The organism is Afipia sp. GW821-FHT04G03 (assembly GCF_059419985.1).
The window spans coordinates 575128-596875 of the sequence record NZ_JBWKSV010000002.1 but is presented as its reverse complement, the minus strand read 5'-3'; the positions used below and the strand labels follow the sequence as shown (position 1 = coordinate 596875).

Sequence of the window (21748 nt, the reverse complement as noted above, 5' to 3'; positions counted from 1 at the left end):
CGGACCAGATCATGCCCAGATATGCCGGCACGGGAACGATCAAAATGGCTGCAAAAGAACTGGTGTTTTCGGGCGTTCAGCCGACGGGCAATCTGCACCTCGGCAACTATCTCGGCGCCATCGTCAACTTCGTCAAACTGCAGGACACCCACAACTGCATCTATTGCGTGGTCGACATGCACGCCATCACCGTGTGGCAGAACCCCGCCGAACTGACGCACACGATCCGCGAGGTCACGGCGGCCTTCATCGCCAGCGGCGTCGATCCGAAAAAGAATATTGTCTTCAACCAAAGCCAGGTTGCGGAGCACGCCGAACTCGCGTGGGTCTTCAATTGCGTGGCGCGATTGGGCTGGCTCAATCGCATGACCCAGTTCAAGGAAAAGGCCGGCAAGGACCGCGAGAACGTCTCGGTCGGCCTTTTCGCCTATCCGAACCTGATGGCCGCGGACATTCTGGTCTATCGCGCGACCCATGTGCCGGTCGGCGAGGACCAGAAGCAGCATCTGGAGCTTGCGCGCGACATCGCGCAGAAATTCAACAACGACTTCTCGGACTCGATCCGCGCGCACAATCTCGATGAAAAATTCTTTCCGCTGCCGGAGCCGCTAATCACCGGCCCGGCGACGCGCGTGATGTCGCTGCGCGACGGCTCGAAGAAAATGTCGAAATCCGATCCGTCGGATTATTCGCGCATCAATCTGTCCGACGACGCCGACGCCATCGCCCAGAAGGTGCGTAAGGCGAAAACCGATCCGGAGCCGTTGCCGAGCGAGGAAGAGGGCCTGAAAGCGCGCCCCGAGGCCGACAATCTTGTCGGCATCTACGCAGCTCTCTCGGGACGATCCAAATCCGACGTGCTGCGCGAATTCGGCGGCGGGCAGTTCTCGGGCTTCAAGTCGACGCTGGTCGATCTTGCAGTGGCGAAGCTCGGACCGATCGGCGCGGAAATGAAGAAGCTGTCGCAGGATACGGCTTACGTGGATTCCGTTCTGGCCGACGGCGCGGATCGCGCGCGCGTCATCGCCGCTGAGACCATGAACGCGGTGAAGGACATCGTCGGATTTATCCGCAAGCGATAGGCCTTTCCCGAAAAGCGAAAGCCGGTTTCCGGGAAGACGACGGCCTGCCTGAATTCTGCGCGAGCGACGCGAATCAAGTTCCGTCAAGTCCGTTCTCGCCTTGTCGGCGCGCCCCTGCGCGTGGCAGCATGACGCCGGTTCATGATCCGGGACATGCATGAGCAACCAGCGGCGAAGTTACGAGCAAGGCCACAAGCCGAAGTGCCTGGTGGTCGTCGATGAAACGGCGGAAGGCGATCGCGCGGTCTATTACGCAAGCCGCTGGGCGGTGCGCGTCGGCGGCGGCGTGGTGATGCTACGGGTCATCGACACCGGCGACCGCAACCAGCAATGGCTCGGCGTCGCCGACATCATGCAGGCCGAAGCCGAGGAAGCCGCGAACGCCGCGCTTGACCGCGCCTCGGGCCGCGCCAACGGCATCGCCGCCATCACGCCGGAGCGCGTGATCCGCGAGGGCGAGCCCCTCGCGCAGATCCTCGATGTCATCGACAAGGATGTCGACATCGCCGTTCTGGTGCTGGCGGCGAGCGCCGGCGCCGAAGGGCCGGGTCCGATCATCACGGCGCTTGCGAAAATCGCTGGAACATTCCCGATCCCCATGACCGTTGTACCCGGCAATCTCAGCGACAGCGACCTCGACGCGCTGTCGTAAGCACAAACACTGTGTCGTCCCCGCGAAAGCGGGGACGACCCGGAATTGAATTGGCAGCCCCGAAACACCCGCCATGCACCCTTGATCGGGCTTTTTCCGGCGTTATCTGTGTTATAGGAACCGCTCACTTAACCCCGTTCGCGCCGGCCTTGAACCGGCGATGCGCCGGAGACCCACATGTTTATCCAGACCGAAGCGACCCCCAATCCCGCCACCCTGAAATTCATTCCCGGCCGCGCCGTTCTCGACAGCGGCACCATGGAATTCACCGACCGCGACTCCGCCACCCGCTCGCCGCTCGCCGAACGGCTGTTCGCCGTGCCCGGCGTCACGGGCGTGTTTTACGGCTCCGATTTCGTGACCGTCACCAAGGACGCGAGCGACTGGCAGCATCTCAAGCCGGCCATCCTCGGCGTCATCATGGAACACTACATGTCCGGCGCGCCGTTGCTGGCCGACGGTCAGGTGGCGGACGGCGATGCGCCGCATGAAGATGAGTTCTTCAGCGAGGCCGACACTGAAACCGTCGCGATCATCAAGGACCTGCTCGAGACGCGAATTCGTCCGGCGGTCGCCAGCGACGGCGGCGACATCACCTTCCGCGGCTTCAAGGACGGCATCGTGTTTCTCGACATGAAGGGCTCCTGCGCCGGCTGCCCGTCATCGACCGCGACGCTGAAGCACGGCATCCAGAACCTGCTGAAGCATTTCATTCCGGACGTGGTCGAAGTCCGGCCGATGTGACGCAGCACCGCCTCGTCTACTCTCTATAGTTACTCGTCTTGGCCGGGCTTGTCCCGGCCATCCATCTTTTAGAGCCAGGCTATTCCCAAAGCGATGGATCGCCGGGTCAATCCCGGCGACGACATCTGTTTCTGTGTCTTTGCATGGGCATTCTTAGGCATTCCTCGAACGCCTGCATCGGTGCTAGATCATCCCCATGATCGTTCTCGCCATCGATACCGCGCTGGATTACTGCGCCGCCGCCGTGCTGGATGCAGGCGCGCGGGCTGTCATCGCGCAGGAAACGCTGGAGATGAAGCGCGGCCACGCCGAAGCGCTGATGCCGCTGATCGCCCGCGTCATGACAGCGTCGGGCCGCGCCTATCTCGATCTCGACCGCATCGCCGTCACCACCGGCCCCGGCAGCTTCACGGGATTGCGCGTCGGCATTTCTGCGGCGCGCGGCATCGGCGTTGCCGCCGACAAGCCGGTCGTCGGGCTCACCACCTTGTCGGCTTACGTCGCGCCCTGGGTCGCGGAAGAACAGCAACAGCCGATCATCGCCGCCATCGATGCGCGGCACGATCATGTTTATTTTCAGGTCGTCGGGGGCAACGGCGCCGCGCTGATGCGCCCGGCCGTGGCCCCGATCGAGGATACTTTTGTCGCCTCGCGGTTCGGCGCCCTGCGCATGGTCGGCAATGCGGCGCAGTTGCTTGCCGATCGCTGGCCGAAGCACGCACCGGCGCCTGCGCTGATCGATGCCCGGCCCGGCCCGGACATTGCGTGGGTCGCCTGGATCGGAGCCGCGACTGAACCCAGCGCAGCGCCAGCGAAACCGTTTTACCTGCGTCCGCCCGATGCCAAGCCGAAAGCCGGATACACGCCGCCGGCTGCGGGATCGCGTCCGTAACCATGGCGCGCCTTCCCGCTTTCCTCACCGCCCTGTTTCCAAAACTCTTTGCGCGCGACAACGCGGTGGTCGAACCCGCGAGCCTGCGTGACGCACAGCGCCTGTCGCAACTCCACCGCGCCTCGTTTCATCGCGGCTGGGGCGCCGACGAATTCGAGCAGATCCTGATCGAGCGCAACGCGCTCGCGCATCGGCTGCGGCTCGGCGGATCGACCATCGGATTCATTGTCTCGCGAACTGCCGCCGACGAAGCGGAAATCCTCTCCGTGGCCGTTGCAACGAAATATCGCGGGCGCGGCTTCTCCCGCGATCTACTGCGCACGCATCTCGGGCATCTCGCGGGACACGGGCTCAAAACCGTGTTCCTTGAGGTCGAGGAAAACAACCGTCCGGCCCGCGCGCTGTATGAACGCGCCGGATTTCGCGTGGTCGGACGCCGCGACCGGTATTACAAGGACGCCGGCGGCGAACAATTGAACGCCGTGGTGATGCGACGAGACTTGTCGTAAGCTCCTGCTGGTGGCAAAACACGCTGACGCTGGCGTTTGACCGGAATTTGCAATGACGGCCCTGAAATCCATGCCCGCAGGCAAGCATACGGACATCGAGAAGCGCTGCGCTGCGGCGGGAATGCGCATGACCGAGCAGCGCCGCGTGATCGCGCGCGTGCTCGCGGAAGCCATGGATCATCCCGACGTCGAGGAACTGTACCGGCGCTGCATCGCGGTCGACGACAAGATCTCGATCTCGACCGTCTATCGCACCGTGAAGCTGTTCGAGGACGCCGGCATCATCGAGCGTCATGATTTCCGCGAAGGCCGCGCGCGTTACGAGCAGGTGCCGGAGAGTCATCACGACCATCTCATCAACCTGCGCGACGGCAAGGTGATCGAATTCACCTCCGAGGAGATCGAAAAGCTCCAGACCGAAATCGCGCGCAAGCTTGGCTACAAGCTGGTCGATCACCGGCTCGAATTGTATTGCGTGCCAATGGACGAAAAGACTCGGGACGACGACAAGACTTGATCACCTCGTCCCCTTACGACCTCGTCATCTTCGATTGCGACGGTGTGCTCGTCGACAGCGAGGCACTGGCCTGCGCCGTCCACGCCGATGTGCTGACGCAACACGGCTACGCCATCTCCGCAGCCCAAGTGCATGAACGTTTCCTCGGCCGCTCCGCGCGCGAGGCGCGCTTTGAGGTCGAGAGCGAACTCGGCTTCGCCCTGCCCGACGCCTACACCGTGCAACTGAAGGCGACCATCGATCGCGTGTTCGGCGAACAGCTCACACCCATTCCGCACATCGCCGACACATTGGACCGGTTGTCCCAGCGCATCTGCGTGGCGTCGTCGGGAACGCCGACGCGGATTCGCTCAAGCCTCGGCACCACCGGGCTGCTCGACCGCTTTGCGCCGCATCTGTTCTCCGCGATGCAGGTCGAGCGCGGCAAGCCCGCGCCGGATCTGTTTCTGTTTGCCGCAGCCCAGATGAACACGCCGCCGGCGCGGTGCGTCGTGGTCGAGGACAGCGAGCCCGGCGTCATCGGGGCGAGCGCGGCGGGCATGACGGTGATCGGGTTTACCGGCGGCAGCCATTGCCGGACCGGCGACGCCGAGCGGTTGCGCGCCGCCGGCGCGGTTATTGTCATCGATGACATGCGCGCATTGCCGGATCTGATCGCCCGGAGCCTCAATCGCGATGAAATAACAGCCATTTAGAGCGATTTTGAGCATTCCGGGAACGGTCCGGTCGCTGGATTTCAACGCCCATACGCTATATCTGATGCTGCAACAGGCCGCGCGACATGCGCCGCCGTCGGGATATCGATGAATACGCCGCGCAAGCTGCATATCAAGTCATACGGCTGTCAGATGAATGTCTACGATGCACAACGCATGGTGGACACGCTGGCGCCCGAGGGATTCGTCGAGACGGCCAGCGCCGATGACGCTGATCTTGTCATTCTCAATACCTGTCACATCCGCGAGAAGGCCTCCGAGAAAGTCTATTCGGAACTCGGACGGCTGCGCACGCTCAAGGACGAAGCCGCGCGCAATGGACGCGAGATGCGCGTCGCGGTGGCGGGTTGCGTCGCGCAGGCCGAGGGCAAGGAAATCATCCGGCGCGAACCGTCGGTCGATATCGTGGTCGGCCCGCAGAGCTATCATCACTTGCCGCAGCTTCTTGCGAAGGCGCGGACGGACGGACGCGCGGTCGAGACCGAATTTCCGGTCGAGGACAAATTCGCCTCGTTGCCCGATCCGAAACCGGCAATGATCCGCGCGCGCGGCATCTCGTCGTTCGTCACCGTGCAGGAAGGCTGCGACAAGTTCTGCACCTTCTGCGTGGTGCCTTACACGCGCGGCATGGAAGTGTCGCGCCCGGTCGCGCGCATCGTCGACGACGTGCAGCGCCTCGCGGACAACGGCGTGCGCGAGATCACGCTGATCGGCCAGAACGTCAACGCGTTTCACGGCGAAGGAAGCGGCGGCAAGCCGTGGTCGCTCGGCCAGCTTCTGCATCGCCTGGCAAAGATTCCCGGCATCGTCCGCTTGCGATACTCAACCAGTCATCCCCGCGACGTCGACGACGCGCTGATCGAAGCGCATCGCGACATTCCCGCCGTGATGCCGTTCGTGCATCTGCCGGTGCAGTCCGGCTCCGACCGTATTCTGGAGGCGATGAACCGCAAACATACCGCCGCCGATTATGTCCGGACCATTGAGCGGTTCCGCAAGGTGCGCGAAGACGTTGCATTTTCATCGGATTTCATCGTCGGATTTCCGGGGGAGACCGAGGAAGATTTTTCGGCAACCCTCGCACTGGTCCGCCAAATCAGCTACGCTGGCGCGTATTCGTTCAAGTATTCGCCGCGGCCCGGCACTCCGGCCGCGGACATGCAGGAGACGGTCACGACCGCATCTGTAACGACCAAGGCGATGGACGAGCGATTGGCGCGGCTCCAGGAGTTGATCGACAGCCAGCAGGCCGCTTTCAATGCGGCGGCGATCGGCAAGACGGTCGATGTGCTGTTCGAACGCGCCGCACGCAATCCCGGCCAGATCGTCGGCCGCACGGCTTACCTGCAACCCGCCCATGTCATGGCCTCGCCCGACATCATCGGCCAGGTGCTGCCTGTCGCCATCGACAGCCTCGAGCGCTACAGTCTCATCGGCACACTTGTCGGCGCTCACGCCGGTCCTGCACAGTCTCATGTCGCGTCGCGTTCCCAGTCTGCCAACGCTTCCCTGCCCGCCATGACCACCGGAGTCTGAACCCTTGCCAAAAAGCGCATCGGATTCGCCGACCCTCGCCCCAGGCCGCAAGCACGACGTCCAAACCCCGCACGAAGCCCAGATCGTTGTCGCCTTCGACGACAACGGCGCTGCGTCGGCGCTGGTCGGTCCCTACGGACAGAACCTCGCCTTGATCGAGCGCCGCCTCGGCGTGGTCGCCGATTCACGCGGCAATCACATCACGGTGGCCGGGACGCGCGATGCATGCGACGCTGCGCGGCGCGTGCTTGAAATGCTCTATGAGCAGGCGGTGCGCGGTCAGGACATCGCGCAGGGCGACGTCGAAGGCGCCATCCGCGCCGTGATCGCGCAAGGCTCGCTGTTCGAGTTCGATCCGAAGACGGCGAAATCGCAATTCGAGGAAATCAATCTGCGCAAGCGGCCGGTGCGTGCGCGCACCGCTGCGCAGGATTCCTACATCCGCGCGCTGAAGCGTCATGAGCTTGTCTTCGGCATCGGCCCGGCTGGCACCGGCAAGACATGGCTCGCGGTGGCGCAGGCCTGTCAGTTGTTCGAGCGCAAGGAAGTCGACCGCATTATCTTGTCACGTCCGGCGGTTGAAGCCGGCGAACGTCTCGGATTTCTGCCGGGCGACCTGCGCGAGAAGGTCGATCCTTACTTGAGGCCGATCTACGACGCGCTGTACGACCTGATGGACTCGCGCATCGTCGAACGCGGCCTGCAAAGCGGCGAAATCGAAATCGCGCCGCTGGCGTTCATGCGCGGCCGCACCCTCACCAACGCCGCGATCATTCTCGACGAGGCGCAGAACACCACGTCGATGCAGATGAAGATGTTCCTGACGCGTCTGGGCGAGAACAGCCGCATGATCATCACCGGCGATCCGAGCCAGGTCGATCTGCCGAACGGGCAGCCGTCGGGGCTGGCGGAAGCAGCCAAGCTGCTCGACGGCGTCGAAGGCATCGCACAGGTGAAGTTCACCGCGCAGGACGTGATCCGCCACGAACTGGTGGCGCGGATCGTCGCCGCTTACGAAGGCGTGCCGAAGCAGTCCGGCGCGGGCAAGCCCTGACCATCGATGAAATCCGTTGAGACGACTGAAAACTGCGAACCCAGATCTTTGATATGACGACCGCCGATATTCCCGCGACCGAGATTCTTGTCACGGCCGACTGCTGGCACCGCGAAAGCGGCGCGGAAGGCGCGATCCATCGCGCCATCGAAGCCGCCGCCGCCATGGTCGATGCCGACACCGGCGACGCCGAACTCGCGATCATGCTGACCGACGACGCCGGCATCCGCACGCTCAACAAGAACTGGCGCGGCATCGACAAGCCGACCAACGTGCTGTCGTTCCCGGCACTACAGCCGGAAGGCGCGCCCGCGGACGACGACGCGCCGCGCATGCTGGGCGACATCGCGATCGCCTATGAGACCACGCGCAGCGAGGCCGACGCCGAGCACAAGCCGTTCGATCATCATCTCAGCCATCTGGCGGTGCACGGCTTCCTGCATCTGGTCGGCTACGATCATGAGAACGACGACGACGCCGAGGTCATGGAAGACCTCGAACGTGATATTCTTGCGCAACTCGGGATCCCCGATCCCTATGCGCACGACGATCAGGTGAATTAAGTGCCCGACCTAGCCACCGATAAATCCGACGATCATCCCGACCAGCAACGATCGGGAAATCTGCCGGTCCCTGTGCAACACGGCGAGGTGCTGCGTCCCTCCTCTGAACTATGGCTGATGCGCGCGCTGCGCACGCTGTTCGGATGGAAGGCGGGCTCCGCGCGCGCCGATCTCCAGGTCGTGCTCGACGCCACCGCTCCCGACGAGACCAGCTTCACCACGATCGAGCGCACCATGCTGCGCAACATCCTGGGGCTGCATGAGCGCCGGATCGCCGACGTCATGGTGCCGCGCGGCGACATCGTCGCGGTGAAGCGGGATATTTCACTCGGCGAACTGATGAGCCTGTTCGAGAGCGCAGCGCATTCGCGCCTCGTGGTTTATAACGACACGCTCGACGACCCCGAAGGGTTCGTTCATATCCGCGACCTGCTGGCGTTCGTGACAGCGAAGGCGAAGGTCGCCGACGAGGTCAACGCCAAGCGCAAGAAGCCGTTTCCGGCAGGGCTCGACCTGAAGGCGGTCGATCTGCGGATGCGCCTCGCCGACGCCGACATCATGCGCAAATTGATCTATGTGCCGCCGTCGATGCCAGCCATCGATCTTCTGGCGCAGATGCAGGCGACGCGCATCCATCTGGCGCTGGTGGTCGACGAATATGGCGGCACCGACGGTCTTGTCTCGATCGAGGACATCGTCGAGCAGGTTGTCGGCGAGATCGACGACGAGCACGATGGCGACGAAGCGCCCTCCGTGGTGAAGCAAGCCGACGGATCGTTCGTCGCCGACGCCCGCGCGAGCCTCGAGGACGTCACGTCCGTGGTAGGCGAGGCATTCGACACCGGCGAAGCCGGCGAGGACGTCGATACGCTCGGCGGCTATCTGGTCACGCAGGTCGGCCGACTTCCGGTGCGCGGAGAAATCATTTCCGGTCCCGGCGATTTCGAGATCGAGGTGCTCGATGCCGACCCGCGCCGCGTCAAGCGCGTGCGCATCGGCACGCACAAGGACCGTTCCAATCTGCGCCATCGCGAGACGCGGCGGCGCGAGGCGGCGAATGACGCCGCGCAATCGCAGACCAACGATCCCGCCGGCTCCGCTTCATCCGGCGACGGCAACCGATGACATCGCTCCGCGCGCTCATTGCCGGCATCGTTCTGTCGTGGGGGTGGAAGCGCGCGTTCATCGCGCTGGTTGCGGGCGCGCTGTCGGCGTTGGCAATGGCGCCGTTCAACGCATGGCCGATCCTGTTCCTGACAATTCCGGTGGCGGTCTGGCTGATCGACGGCGCGGGCGCCGGACGCCTCGGCGGCATTCCGGCCGCAGCCCTCAGCGGCTGGTGGTTCGGCTTCGGTTATTTCGTCGCCGGACTTTACTGGGTGGGATACGCCTTCCTCGTCGACGCCGAAACCTTCGCGTGGCTGCTGCCGTTCGCCGTGATGGGATTGCCCGCGGGGCTGGCGCTGTTCATGGCCATGGGCTTCGCGCTCGCGCGGCTGATCTGGACGCCGGATGCGTTTCGCATTCTCAGCCTTGCCTGCGCGCTCACCGTCAGCGAATGGCTGCGCGGACATATCCTCACCGGCTTTCCATGGAACACGCTCGGCTACGCGCTGACCGAACCGCTCGCGCTGGCGCAGACCGCCTCATTGATCGGGCTGTGGGGTCTGACCTTCATCGCGGTCGCCGTGTTCGCCAGCCCCGCCGTGCTGATCGACGACCGGCTCGTCACGCGCCGCCCGTGGATCGCACCGGCTGCCGCCCTCGCCGCGCTGCTCGCGATGGGCGTCTACGGCACGATCCGGCTGGCGAACCATCCGACGCAATTCGTCGACAAGGTGAAGCTGCGGCTGATGCAGCCGAACCTTCAGCAGGATGTGAAGTTCAACTACGCCATGCGGCAGAAGGTGATGGACAAATATCTGTCGCTGTCGGACCGCGCGACCGGGCCGCAGTCGAGCGGCGTGCGCGACGCGACGATCCTGATCTGGCCGGAGTCCGCGTTTCCGTTTTTCCTGACCCGCGAAGCCGACGCGATGGCGCAGATCGCGAATCTGTTGCCGCAGGGAACGGTGCTGGTCACCGGCGGCATTCGTCCGCCGGACCAGCCCGCCGGCACGCAGGTGACCCGCGCCTATAATTCGATCTATGTCATCGATCACGACGGCACCATCCTGTCGGTGTACGACAAATTGCATCTCGTGCCGTTCGGCGAGTATCTGCCGTTCCAATCGACGATGGAGAAACTCGGCTTCGTGCAGATCACCAAGATGCGCGGCGGCTTTATTCCGGGCGACCGGCGGCGAACGATGACGTTGCCGAACACGCCGCGCATGTTGCCGCTGATTTGCTACGAGGCGATTTTTCCGGGCGACATCGTGTCGCGCGACGAACGCCCCGGCTGGATGATCAACCTGACCAATGACGGGTGGTTCGGCATTTCCACCGGCCCCTATCAGCATCTGCAACAGGCGCGGCTGCGGGCGGTCGAGGAAGGCCTTCCCCTCGTCCGCTCCGCGAACACTGGTATCAGTGCGGTGATCGATCCGGTCGGCCGGATTGTGGCGCATCTCGGTCTGGGAACCGAAGGCGTGCTGGATTCCGCGCTGCCAAAGCCGGTGTCACCGACGCTGTTCTCGCGGGTTCAGGATATTCCCGCAGCATTGGCGGTAGCATTGTCGATCATCGTCATGATTCGCCGTCGCGTGAAACCGAAACTCTGAATCGGCGTATTTCGGAATTGGCATTCAATATACGGCGTTCAGAACCCAAGGCTTGATAGGGCCGGGTAACCTAATTTTTTCAGCAAGTCCGCCACAAGCATTTGACGATATCACGCTAAGCAGCGTATGCCGGTACCCCATCGCATTCGGTACGATTATAGTACTTTGTGAGCCGATGGCGCGGAGCTGAGATGACACCCAAGGCCCCCAATCCGGTCGACAAGTATGTCGGCAGCCGTGTGCGAATGCGCCGCATTATGCTGGGCATGAGTCAGGAAAAACTTGGCGAAGCGCTCGGCCTGACATTTCAGCAGGTGCAGAAGTACGAGAAGGGAACCAACCGTATCGGCGCAAGCCGCCTGCAACAGATCTCCGACATTCTTCAGGTGCCGGTGTCGTTCCTGTTCGAAGGCGGCCCTGCCGGTCCGAACGCGCTAGCAGGTTTGAGCGAAGCCCAGTCTCCGGCCTATGTGTCGGATTTTCTTGCGACCTCCGAAGGGCTGGCGCTGACCCGGGCGTTTACGCGCATCACCGATGCCAAGCTTCGCCGCAGCATCGTCGAACTCGTCGAGCAGATGGCGGCGCGCGAACAATCCGACCCCACCTGATTCCGCCAACGCGACGTGGAATTTCGTACAGGCATTTTGGCGCACGGCCACGACGGCGGTTCAGACCGGTGAGTCCACATGTCGGAAAATGAAGACGCGCCCCCGCACAAGACCGCCGGTCACGGTTCGTTTTTCGGACGGCGCAAGGGCCACAAGCTTCGCCATCATCAGGCCGACCTGATCGGACATCTGCTGCCGCATCTTGCGCTGGATCTTGCCAGCGCTGACGCCGCCGATCCCGCTTCGCTGTTCAATGTGCCGGTGAACGAGATGCGTCTCGAAATCGGATTCGGCGGCGGCGAGCATCTGATCGCCGAGGCGCTCGCGTTCCCGCAGACCGGCTTCATCGGCTGCGAGCCTTACGTCAACGGCATGGCGAAAATCCTGGCGCAGATCGAAGCGCACAACATCGGCAACATCCGCCTGTTCGCGGGCGACGCCGCCGAACTTCTCGCATGGGCGCAGCCGTCGAGCTTCGCGCGCATCGACCTGATCCATCCCGACCCGTGGCCGAAACGGCGGCACTGGAAGCGGCGCTTCGTGCAGGACGCGACGATCGCCGAAATGTCGCGCGTCCTGCGCAGCAACGGCGAATTCCGTTTCGTCAGCGACATCGACGATTACTGCTCATGGGCATTGATGCACATGCAGCACTCGAAAGACTTCATGTGGACCGCGGAGCGGGCGGACGACTGGCGCTTGCCGTGGCCGCATTACACGATGACGCGTTACGGCAGAAAGGCCGATCGCGAGGGACGCAAGGCCGCCTATCTGATCTTCAAGCGGCTGGATTCTTAGACGACTGGATGTTTAGGCAGGCAGGTTCTTGTCGCGCATCCGCCAGAAGACCAGGACGCGCTGTGCGGTCGCCGGCGACAGCCGTTCGTAGTTGATGCGGGCTTCCTCGATGTCCGGTCCGGACGGCACCCGTCCCGGTCCAAGCCGCAACACCACAAGCGCGCGCACCGTCGCCCATTCCAGTCCAATCGATTTTCCGAGCAACAGCACCGGATCGAAACGGTCGCCCATCACAAGCTGATTGACCACCACGAGCCGCATTCCCGTCAGCGCCGCGAACGCCGCGATCGCTTCTTCGTATTTGTGCTGCTTCGCAAAGCCGAGCAGCGTCGCCTCGTCGAGTTGCCCCGCCTGATGCAAAGCCAGAATGGCGCGCTGGGCCGGCTCGAAATCGCGCACCGGCGGCGCTTTCGGCGAGCCCGAAATCTCGGTCATCGCCTGATTGATCGCCGCCTTCTGCTTCGGCTTCGCCGCATCGAACAAGCGGCGGCGCACGATATCGACCGACTTCGCCAGCAACTGCTTCAGTGAAGCTGCGGAAATATCCTCGCGCTGGCCGACGGCAAGCGCCAGCATCCCGTCGTCGGTGGCGCGCTTGATCAATCCGGAATAACCGGCATCGGAAAACTGGGCGCCGGCGTTGGCCGCCACGCTGCGAACGACGTCGCGGTCGCCGCGGCGGACGATGACGTCGGTCACCGACGGGGACAATGTGGGACGTCCGGAAATCGCCGCGAGGTGGTCCTGACCTTTACCGCGCGCGATGTCGACCAGGGTCGGATCGTCGAGCAGCGGCGAGCGGCTGAGAATCGGACCGGCGATCTTGATCTCGTTTTCGCGCGCAAGCTGCTTCACCAGCGTCGGCGGCGCATTGTCCAGTTGCGACAGCCGTTCCGCGAGCTCCACGCGGGTGTCGATCTCCGTCGCGGGCACCAGTCCGACCAGAATGTCGTCGAACAATGCGACATGCTGGGTTTCGAAATGCGCGGCCCCCTGGAGGAAAAGACCGGAAATCCGCTCGATCGCCTCCGCCCGCCTCTCAGCGGTGCCGTTCTTGACGATCTCATCGAGTTCCGGAATCAGGGAAAAAGCAGCAGCCATGCGTATCTCTGGTCGTCGCCGGCACGGCGGTTACCGTGCGCGACACGCTCCGCCCAGGAGCTTTGGAGGAAATTAGGCCCGTCAGATGAATGAAGGGTTAGCCAAAGCCCGAAGCCCACCCGGAAGACCGCGCTTCGGCCGGAAAGGCCAATGTTTCGACAGCAAGATCATGCACTGTTTCAACAAATTAGAGCGACCGGCGGCTGGCGTGGCGGTTCGGGCGCCGGTTCCATGGCCGCGGCCCGGTCTGCGGAAGCCCTTGCCGCACAGGCAAAAAACGTCTATATCCGCCGCAACTGATAAATTCTCATACGCACACGTAGGAGAGTGGGCCCCCCGGGACCCGCTCTTTTTTATTACCTGATGACATGCGCCGCCCGTGGCGGCCGAGCCGTCACCCCGACAACCGTTAAGAGCGCTCTTGATCCTCGACATGACCGAACCAACCGACGTTGCCTTTGACGCCGACCTGCTGTCCGAACCGCGTCTCGTGGTCGAGCCGGGCGTGGGCGCGCGGGTGGCCAGCATCGCATCGCCGGTGCTCGAGGGCATGGGCTACCGGCTGGTGCGGATCAAGGTGTCGGCCGAGGCCGGCTGCACCGTGCAGATCATGGCGGAGCGGCCCGACGGCACCATGCAGATCGAGGACTGCGAAGCGATCTCGAAGGCGCTGTCGCCGGTAATGGACATCGCCGATCCGGTCCAGCGCGCCTATCGCCTCGAGATTTCGTCGCCGGGCATCGATCGGCCGCTGGTGCGGCGCTCGGATTTCGAGCGCTATACGGGGCATCTCGTGAAAATCGAGATGGCCACTCCGCATGATGGACGGAAACGCTTCCGCGGCCTGCTTCATGGTGTCGAGGGGAATTCTGTTCGCATCGTGCGCGAGGACGCCAAGCCGGATCACAAGGGCGCTCAGGAAGAAGACGCGCTGCTTCCGATCGAGGATATTTCGGCGGCAAATCTCGTTCTGACAAACGCGCTGATTGCGGAATCGATGCGTCGCGGACGCGACGTCGAGCGCGAGCAGCTTGAAGAAGCCGGCGCTCTTCCGCAGCCCCCGGAACATGCCCGTCGCGCCCGCGAAAAACGAGACCTCACCAAAACCAACAAGCCTAAACCGAAAGCTCCAGCCAAGCCGTTGCCGAAGAATACAAAAGCACACCGCCTCGCCGCCGAAGCGAAAAAGCGCGCAGGCAAATCGGACCACCACGAAGGAGACTGAGCCATGGCCGCTGTCAGCGCCAATAAACTCGAACTGCTGCAGATCGCCGACGCCGTCGCGCGCGAAAAATCGATCGACCGCGGCATCGTGATCGCGGCGATGGAAGATGCCATCGCCAAGGCGGCCCGCGCCCGCTACGGCAGCGAGACCGACGTTCACGCCGAGATCGACGCCAAGAAGGGCGAGCTGCGGCTGTCGCGCCACATGCTGGTGGTCGACCAGGTCGAGAATTCGGCCAACCAGATTTCGCTGAAGGACGCGCAGCGCGCCAATCCCGGCGCGCAGGTCGGCGACACCATCGCCGACACGCTGCCGCCGCTGGAATACGGCCGCATCGCCGCGCAGTCCGCCAAGCAGGTGATCGTGCAGAAGGTGCGCGAAGCCGAGCGCGACCGGCAGTATCAGGAATTCAAGGACCGCATCGGCGAGATCGTCAACGGCGTCGTCAAGCGCGTCGAATACGGCAGCGTCATCGTCGATCTGGGACGCGGCGAAGCCATCGTGCGGCGCGACGAAATGCTGCCGCGCGAGGTGTTCCGCAACGGCGACCGCGTGCGCTCCTACATCTTCGACGTGCGCCGCGAAACCCGCGGGCCGCAGATCTTTCTGTCGCGCACCCATCCGCAGTTCATGGCGAAGCTGTTCGCGCAGGAAGTTCCCGAAATCTATGACGGCATCGTCGAGATCAAGGCCGTGGCCCGCGATCCGGGCTCGCGCGCAAAAATTGGTGTGATCTCGCGCGACTCCTCGGTCGATCCGGTCGGCGCTTGCGTCGGTATGCGCGGCTCGCGCGTGCAGGCTGTGGTGAACGAACTGCAGGGCGAGAAGATCGACATCATTCCGTGGTCGCCCGACATCGCGACCTTCGTCGTCAACGCACTGGCGCCGGCTGAAGTCGCGAAAGTTGTCATCGACGAAGACCGCGAGCGCATTGAAGTCGTGGTGCCCGATACCCAATTATCCCTTGCGATCGGCCGCCGCGGGCAGAACGTGCGTCTGGCCTCGCAATTGACCGGCTGGGACATCGACATCCTGACCGAGCAGGAAGAATCGGAGCGCCGCCAGGCAGACTTCGAAAATTCCACCCGTGTCTTCATGGAAGCCCTCAATGTCGACGAAGTCGTCGGCCAGTTGCTGGCGTCCGAAGGGTTCGGCTCGGTTGAGGATCTGGCGCTGGTGGACCCGCGGGAACTCACCAGCATCGAGGGTTTCGACGAAGAAACCGCCAACGAGCTGCAAAGCCGTGCCCGTGAATATCTTGAACAGCTCGAGTCCGAACTCGAAGCGAAGCGAAAGGAACTGGGCGTGGAAGACGCTTTGACAACCGTGCCGGGTGTGACCTCGAAGATGCTGGTGAAGTTCGGCGAGAACGACATCAAGACCGTCGAGGATCTGGCCGGCTGCGCCACCGACGATCTCGTGGGATGGGTGGAACGCAAGGACGGCGAGACCACCAAGTTCCCGGGCATTCTCGACCCGAACGAAATCTCGCGTGAAGACGCCGAGGCCCTGATCATGCAGGCGCGTGTTGTCGCCGGCTGGATCACCGAAGCCGATCTCGCCAAGAAGTCCGACGAGGCTCCCGCCTCCGAAGACAATCCGGCCTGAAGCGTGAACCCGAAAAAGATGAAGCCGTTTTCGGACATCGCCATGCCTGTTCAGAGTTAAGGAAATGACCCGCGGATGCTTGCCATCGCTGATCCAGCAGATCTCGACCACGGACCCCGGACAAAATCCGGGACCGAGCGGATGTGCGCGGTCACGCGGCAGGTCGCGGCGATCGACGATCTGATCCGCTTCGTGGTTTCGCCTTCGGGCGAGCCGGTTGCGGATCTGAAGCGGAAACTGCCCGGACGCGGATTATGGGTCTCGCTGTCCCATGCCGCCGTCGCGGAAGCCGCCCGGCGCAACGTGTTCGCCAAGAGCTTCAAGCGCGATATCAAGACGCCGAAAACGCTGGCCGACGATGTCGACCGGCTGATGGTCCGCAGCGTGGCCGAGGCTCTCGCCATGGCCGCGAAAGCCGGTCAGGTGGTGTCGGGATTTTCCAAGGTCGAAGGCGCAATCGAGGGGCGGCAAGCCGTGGCCCTGATCCACGCCACCGACGGCGCGCCGGACGGAATCCGCAAGCTGAATGCCAGGCTGGCCGCCGTGATGCGGGAAAAGAGCCCGGAATCAGCGGATTTGCCCATTGTCAGCGTCCTGAGCACCGATGAATTGGATTTGGCACTCGGGCGGGCAAATGTGGTACATGCTGCCCTGCTCGCGGGCTCGGCAGGCAAAACCTTCCTCGCGCGTTGCCAGACGCTCACCCGATTTCGGATGACCGGCGGCGGCAACAGCGGCGAGACGAAACAAGACAATTAGAGCATTCCCGGCACGGCCGGGATGCGAGCAACGAACGAGATTGGGACTGTTGAATGGCTGATACGAAGAATCCTGGCGATAAGCCGCTGAGCGTCGGTACGAAAACTCTGTCGCTGAAACCGCGCACAGAGACCGGCGTGGTGCGCCAGAGTTTCAGTCACGGCCGCACCAAGCAGGTGCTGGTCGAGAAGAAAACCAAGCGCCGTCTTGCGGGCGATCCCGCACCTGTCGCAGAGCCCGCACCGGCGGCGCCTCCCGTTGCCGCAGCGCCTGCGAAGGCCGCGCCGCGGCCGGCCGAGCCTGCGCGTCCTGCGGGGCGCACATCGGGCGTCGTGCTGCGCACCCTGACCGAAGACGAGCAGAGCGCACGCGCCAGCGCGCTCGCCGACGCGCGCGTTCGCGAGGAAGAAGAGCGCCGCGCCGCGGAAGCGGAAGCCGCGCGACGCAACACCAAGGAATTCAAGGAACAGCAGGAGCGCGAAGCCGCCGAAGCCCGCAAGAAGGCCGAGGAAGAACGCCACCGCGCCGAGGAAGAAGCCAAGGCCCGCGCCGAGCGTGAAGCCAACAAGCGCACCGAAGCCGGAGCCAAGTCCGCGACACCGGCAGCGCGCACCACCGCTGCAACGACACCGGCGCGCCCGGCGGCTGTCGCCGCCGACGGCTCCGATGACGACGAAGCGCCGCGCATGGTGCGCCGTCCCGGCGGCGTCGCACGCCCCGTGATCGCACCGAAACCGACCGCGAAGCCCGCGCCCGCCAAACAGCGCGGCCGCCTCACGCTGTCCACCGCGCTGAACGCCGACGACGTGCGCGAGCGTTCGATCGCCTCGTTCCGCCGCCGCACCCAGCGCCTCAAGGGCCACGCCTCGAACGAGCCCAAGGAAAAGCTGATCCGCGAAGTGGTCATTCCGGAAGCGATCACGATTCAGGAACTCGCCAACCGCATGGCCGAGCGCGCCGTCGATGTCATCCGCATGCTGATGAAGCAGGGCGCGATGCACAAGATCACCGACGTGGTCGACGCCGACACCGCGCAGCTGATCGCCGAAGAACTCGGCCACACCGTCAAGCGCGTCGCTGCCAGCGACGTGGAAGAAGGCCTGTTCGACGTTGCCGACGATCATGCGTCCGACACCGAACCGCGCCCGCCGGTCGTCACCGTCATGGGCCACGTCGATCACGGCAAGACCTCGCTGCTCGATGCGCTGCGCCACGCCAACGTCGTCAGCGGCGAAGCCGGCGGCATCACGCAGCACATCGGCGCCTATCAGGTCACCTCGCCGGACAGCGGCAAGAAGATCACCTTCATCGATACGCCGGGCCACGCCGCGTTCACCGCGATGCGCGCGCGCGGCGCCAAGGTCACCGACATCGTGATCCTGGTGGTCGCGGCGGATGACGGCGTCATGCCGCAGACCATCGAAGCCATCAATCACGCCAAGGCCGCCAAGGTTCCTATGATCGTGGCGATCAACAAGATGGACAAGCCCGACGCCAAGGCGGAGCGCGTGCGCACCGAGTTGCTGCAGTATGAAGTGCAGGTCGAGTCCTTCGGCGGCGATGTCGTCGATGTGGAAGTGTCCGCCAAGAACAAGACCAATCTCGACAAGCTGCTGGAAATGATTGCGCTGCAGGCCGAACTGCTCGACCTGAAGACCAATCCGGATCGTCCGGCCGAAGGCACCGTGATCGAAGCCAAGCTCGATCGCGGCCGCGGTCCGGTCGCGACCGTTCTCGTGCAGCGCGGCACCCTCAAGGTCGGCGACATCATCGTGGCCGGCGCAGAAATGGGCCGCGTCCGCGCACTGATCAACGATCAGGGCGGAACCGTGCAGGAAGCAGGGCCCTCGGTGCCGGTCGAAGTGCTCGGCTTCAACGGCCCGCCGGAAGCCGGCGACCGCCTCGCCGTGGTCGAGAACGAAGCCCGCGCCCGCGAAGTCACCAGCTACCGCGCCCATCAGAAGCGCGAGAACGCCGCCGCCAGCAATGCCGGCATGCGCGGCTCGCTCGAGCAGATGATGTCGCAGCTCAAGACCACCGGCCGCAAGGACTTCCCGCTGGTCATCAAGGCCGACGTGCAGGGCTCGCTGGAAGCCATTCTCGGCTCGCTCGAAAAGCTCGGCACCGACGAAGTCGCCGCGCGCATTCTTCATGCGGGCGTCGGCGGCATCTCGGAATCCGACGTGACCCTGGCGGAAGGCTTCAACGCCGCCATCATCGGCTTCAGCGTCCGCGCCAACAAGGAAGCGGCGGCGCTCGCCAAGCGCAACGGCATCGAGATCCGCTACTACAACATCATCTACGATCTCGTGGATGACGTGAAAAAGGCGATGTCCGGCCTGCTCGCGCCGACGCTGCGCGAAACCATGCTCGGCAACGCGCAGATCCTCGAAGTGTTCAACATCTCGAAGGTCGGCAAGATCGCAGGCTGCCGCGTGACCGACGGCACCGTGGAACGCGGCGCCAACGTGCGCCTGATCCGCGACAACGTCGTCGTGCACGAAGGCAAGCTCTCGACACTGAAGCGCTTCAAGGACGAAGTGAAGGAAGTGCAGTCCGGACAGGAATGCGGCATGGCGTTCGAGTCCTATCAGGACATGCGCGTCGGCGACGTTATCGAGTGCTATCGCGTGGAGACCATTCAGCGCTCCTTGTAAGTCCAAGTCTTACAGGCTCGCTTTTCCGTCTCCAGACTTAGCCGTCGTGACCGGGCACATCCCGGCCACTCACGGCTGAACTTCTAATTTCAGATATGTCGATGGCCGGGGCAAAACCCCGGCCATGACGGATTGATTTTTCGGCAGGGACCACAATGGCAACGCGTAAAAAGGACAGCGACCCTCGCGGCGGCACGACCGGCGCTTCGCAGCGGCAGTTGCGCGTCGGCGAAATCATCCGCCACGCAATCGCGGATATTCTCAGCGCCGGCGGCGTGCACGATCCCGCGCTGGAAGGCCACATCATCACGGTGCCCGAAGTGCGGATGTCGCCCGATCTGAAGCTCGCGACGATCTATGTGATGCCGCTTGGCGGACGCGGCCTCAAAGAGGTCGTCGCGGCGCTGGAGCAGAACAAGAAGTTCCTGCGCGGCGAGGTTGCGCATCGCGTTAACTTAAAATTTGCGCCTGATCTTCGCTTCCGCGTTGACGAACGATTCGACGAAGCGGAACGGATCGAGAAATTACTGAGAACACCCGCGGTTCAAAAAGACCTCAAGACAGATTCGGACCAAGACTGATGAATGTGACCACCCCAGACAGCGTGATCGCGGACCAAAACGCCGATTCGAACACGCCTGCCGAAAATAAATTTTCCGGCGCGCCCACAGCGAGCCACGCGCGGCACAACGATCCGCGCCAGCAGCACGGCGACAGGCCGCAGCGCCAGGGCGGCCAGCAGAAGCGCGACCGCCGCGACGTTCACGGCTGGGTCTGTCTCGACAAGCCGATCGGCATGACTTCGACCCACGCGGTGGCCGTGCTCAAGCGCCTGTTCAATGCCAAGCGCGCGGGCCACGCCGGCACCCTCGATCCGCTGGCCTCCGGCGGATTGCCGATTGCGCTGGGCGAAGCCACCAAGACCGTTCCTTTCGTGATGGACGGCCGCAAGCGCTATCGCTTCACCGTGTGCTGGGGCGAGGAGCGCGACACCGACGACACCGAGGGCCGCGCCACCCAGACCAGCTCCGAGCGGCCGACGGTCGAGGCGATCCGGGCGCTGCTGCCGCAGTTCACCGGGGTGATCGAACAGATCCCGCCGCAGTACTCGGCCATCAAAATTCAGGGCGAGCGGGCCTATGACATGGCGCGCGACGGCGAAGTCGTGCCGTTGCAGCCCCGCCCGGTCGAGATTCACGAATTAGTCCTTGTGGAACAGTTGGATAACGACCGCTCGGTGTTCGAGGCCGAATGCGGAAAAGGCACCTATGTGCGGGCGCTGGCCCGCGATATGGGCCGGATTCTGGGGTGTTTTGGCCATATTTGCGCGCTTCGGCGCACGATTTGCGGGCCTTTCACCGAAGCGGACATGATTCCGCTGGCAGAATTGGAGGCTTTATGCGATAGAGCCGCGTCTGGCGAGGGCAGCCTCGCAGACGCGCTTTTGCCCGTTGAGACCGCGCTGGACGACATCCCGGCACTGGCCGTCACACGGGCTGATGCCGCAAGGCTCCACAGGGGCCAAGCGGTTTTGTTGCGCGGACGGGATGCGCCAATTTCAAACGGCACAGTCTACGCCACTGTCGGAGGAAGGCTTCTGGCCCTCGCCGAGATTGGCAATGGCGAACTCATCCCCAAGCGCGTGTTCAACCTGACCGGACTGACTGCCAGTCCCAGTCGCAAAGAAGGTGTTTGACGATGTCGATTACCGCAGAACGCAAAGCGGAAGTCATCAAGACGAATGCAAAGAAGGCCGGCGATACCGGTTCGCCTGAGGTCCAGGTCGCGATCCTTTCGGAACGCATCGCCAACCTCACGAACCATTTCAAGACCCACGGCAAGGACAATCACTCCCGCCGCGGTCTTTTGAAGCTGGTTTCCACGCGCCGTTCGCTTCTCGATTACGTGAAGAAGAAGGACGAAGCGCGCTACAAGTCGCTTCTCGAAAAGCACAACATCCGTCGCTGACGGAAGCACGCGCGCATCCCTGCGCGCGTTTTTGCA

22 protein-coding genes are annotated in these 21748 nt (G+C 63.6%); 21 read left to right on the top strand and 1 reads right to left on the bottom strand.

All coding sequences use genetic code 11. From position 1 onward, the window contains the following. The first annotated feature begins 44 nt into the window (after nucleotides 1-44). The 14 genes from trpS to AC07UB_RS12065 all read left to right on the top strand — a co-directional run bounded on the left by trpS (nucleotide 45) and on the right by AC07UB_RS12065 (nucleotide 12394). Nucleotides 45-1082, top strand: coding sequence for a tryptophan--tRNA ligase (gene trpS / locus AC07UB_RS12130; protein WP_492791254.1), 1038 nt, complete (start codon nucleotides 45-47; stop codon nucleotides 1080-1082). Nucleotides 1083-1239: 157 nt separating this feature from the next. Continuing rightward, the gene (locus tag AC07UB_RS12125; RefSeq protein ID WP_492791255.1) at nucleotides 1240-1734 is read left to right on the top strand and encodes a universal stress protein; all 495 of its coding nucleotides are present in this window, start codon (nucleotides 1240-1242) and stop codon (nucleotides 1732-1734) included. A 177-nt stretch (nucleotides 1735-1911) separates the two neighbouring features. Then, nucleotides 1912-2478, top strand: coding sequence for a NifU family protein (locus AC07UB_RS12120; RefSeq protein WP_492791256.1), 567 nt, complete (start codon nucleotides 1912-1914; stop codon nucleotides 2476-2478). 196 nt (nucleotides 2479-2674) lie between these two features. Further along, nucleotides 2675-3370, top strand: coding sequence for a tRNA (adenosine(37)-N6)-threonylcarbamoyltransferase complex dimerization subunit type 1 TsaB (gene tsaB / locus AC07UB_RS12115; RefSeq protein ID WP_492791257.1), 696 nt, complete (start codon nucleotides 2675-2677; stop codon nucleotides 3368-3370). A gap of 2 nt (nucleotides 3371-3372) precedes the next feature. Then, nucleotides 3373-3879 (top strand): ribosomal protein S18-alanine N-acetyltransferase, encoded by a 507-nt coding sequence (gene rimI, locus AC07UB_RS12110; RefSeq protein WP_492791258.1) that lies wholly within the window; start codon nucleotides 3373-3375, stop codon nucleotides 3877-3879. 52 nt (nucleotides 3880-3931) lie between these two features. Then, nucleotides 3932-4396, top strand: a complete 465-nt coding sequence (locus AC07UB_RS12105) for a Fur family transcriptional regulator (RefSeq protein WP_492791259.1) — start codon at nucleotides 3932-3934, stop codon at nucleotides 4394-4396. Then, a complete protein-coding gene (locus AC07UB_RS12100; protein ID WP_494653181.1) occupies nucleotides 4393-5091 on the top strand; it encodes an HAD family hydrolase in 699 nt (232 codons plus the stop codon). Before AC07UB_RS12105 ends, AC07UB_RS12100 begins: the two co-directional genes overlap by 4 nt. 108 nt (nucleotides 5092-5199) lie before the next feature. After that, nucleotides 5200-6648, top strand: coding sequence for a tRNA (N6-isopentenyl adenosine(37)-C2)-methylthiotransferase MiaB (gene miaB / locus AC07UB_RS12095; protein ID WP_494653179.1), 1449 nt, complete (start codon nucleotides 5200-5202; stop codon nucleotides 6646-6648). A 4-nt stretch (nucleotides 6649-6652) separates the two neighbouring features. Then, nucleotides 6653-7702: a PhoH family protein gene (locus tag AC07UB_RS12090; protein ID WP_494653177.1), complete on the top strand. Its 1050-nt coding sequence runs from the start codon at nucleotides 6653-6655 to the stop codon at nucleotides 7700-7702. 53 nt (nucleotides 7703-7755) lie between these two features. Further along, nucleotides 7756-8265 carry an rRNA maturation RNase YbeY gene (gene ybeY, locus AC07UB_RS12085; RefSeq protein WP_492791263.1) on the top strand — a complete coding sequence of 170 codons (510 nt, stop codon included), beginning with the start codon at nucleotides 7756-7758 and terminating at the stop codon, nucleotides 8263-8265. Continuing rightward, nucleotides 8266-9390, top strand: a complete 1125-nt coding sequence (locus AC07UB_RS12080; RefSeq protein ID WP_494653175.1) for a hemolysin family protein — start codon at nucleotides 8266-8268, stop codon at nucleotides 9388-9390. It begins immediately after the preceding gene. After that, nucleotides 9387-10988, top strand: a complete 1602-nt coding sequence (gene lnt / locus AC07UB_RS12075; protein WP_494653173.1) for an apolipoprotein N-acyltransferase — start codon at nucleotides 9387-9389, stop codon at nucleotides 10986-10988. The genes AC07UB_RS12080 and lnt overlap by 4 nt, the downstream gene beginning before the upstream one ends. A 191-nt stretch (nucleotides 10989-11179) precedes the next feature. Next, the gene (locus tag AC07UB_RS12070; RefSeq protein WP_492791266.1) at nucleotides 11180-11596 is read left to right on the top strand and encodes a helix-turn-helix domain-containing protein; all 417 of its coding nucleotides are present in this window, start codon (nucleotides 11180-11182) and stop codon (nucleotides 11594-11596) included. A gap of 78 nt (nucleotides 11597-11674) precedes the next feature. Next, on the top strand, nucleotides 11675-12394 hold the full coding sequence (locus AC07UB_RS12065; protein ID WP_494653171.1) for a tRNA (guanine(46)-N(7))-methyltransferase TrmB: 720 nt from the start codon (nucleotides 11675-11677) through the stop codon (nucleotides 12392-12394). A 12-nt stretch (nucleotides 12395-12406) separates the two neighbouring features. Here the strand turns inward: AC07UB_RS12065 and AC07UB_RS12060 are convergent, their stop codons facing one another. Next, nucleotides 12407-13495, bottom strand: coding sequence for a DUF2336 domain-containing protein (locus tag AC07UB_RS12060; protein ID WP_494653169.1), 1089 nt, complete (start codon nucleotides 13493-13495; stop codon nucleotides 12407-12409). Nucleotides 13496-13928: 433 nt separating this feature from the next. On the opposite strand from AC07UB_RS12060, the gene rimP reads away from it, so the two are divergent. The 7 genes from rimP (at nucleotide 13929) to rpsO (ending at nucleotide 21712) form a co-directional block, all read left to right on the top strand. Continuing rightward, nucleotides 13929-14720: a ribosome maturation factor RimP gene (gene rimP, locus AC07UB_RS12055; protein WP_494653167.1), complete on the top strand. Its 792-nt coding sequence runs from the start codon at nucleotides 13929-13931 to the stop codon at nucleotides 14718-14720. Between the two features lie 3 nt (nucleotides 14721-14723). Beyond that, nucleotides 14724-16328 (top strand): transcription termination factor NusA, encoded by a 1605-nt coding sequence (nusA, locus tag AC07UB_RS12050; protein WP_492791270.1) that lies wholly within the window; start codon nucleotides 14724-14726, stop codon nucleotides 16326-16328. A 75-nt stretch (nucleotides 16329-16403) separates the two neighbouring features. Further along, entirely contained in the window at nucleotides 16404-17087 is a 684-nt protein-coding gene (locus tag AC07UB_RS12045) for an RNA-binding protein (protein WP_494653164.1), read from the top strand. A gap of 53 nt (nucleotides 17088-17140) precedes the next feature. Further along, nucleotides 17141-19744 (top strand): translation initiation factor IF-2, encoded by a 2604-nt coding sequence (gene infB, locus AC07UB_RS12040; protein ID WP_492791272.1) that lies wholly within the window; start codon nucleotides 17141-17143, stop codon nucleotides 19742-19744. Between the two features lie 155 nt (nucleotides 19745-19899). Continuing rightward, nucleotides 19900-20325, top strand: a complete 426-nt coding sequence (gene rbfA, locus AC07UB_RS12035) for a 30S ribosome-binding factor RbfA (RefSeq protein WP_492791273.1) — start codon at nucleotides 19900-19902, stop codon at nucleotides 20323-20325. Beyond that, nucleotides 20325-21440 carry a tRNA pseudouridine(55) synthase TruB gene (gene truB, locus AC07UB_RS12030; protein ID WP_494653162.1) on the top strand — a complete coding sequence of 372 codons (1116 nt, stop codon included), beginning with the start codon at nucleotides 20325-20327 and terminating at the stop codon, nucleotides 21438-21440. Before rbfA ends, truB begins: the two co-directional genes overlap by 1 nt. Before the next feature lie 2 nt (nucleotides 21441-21442). Continuing rightward, nucleotides 21443-21712 (top strand): 30S ribosomal protein S15, encoded by a 270-nt coding sequence (rpsO, locus tag AC07UB_RS12025; protein WP_494653160.1) that lies wholly within the window; start codon nucleotides 21443-21445, stop codon nucleotides 21710-21712. The last annotated feature ends 36 nt before the right edge of the window (nucleotides 21713-21748 follow it).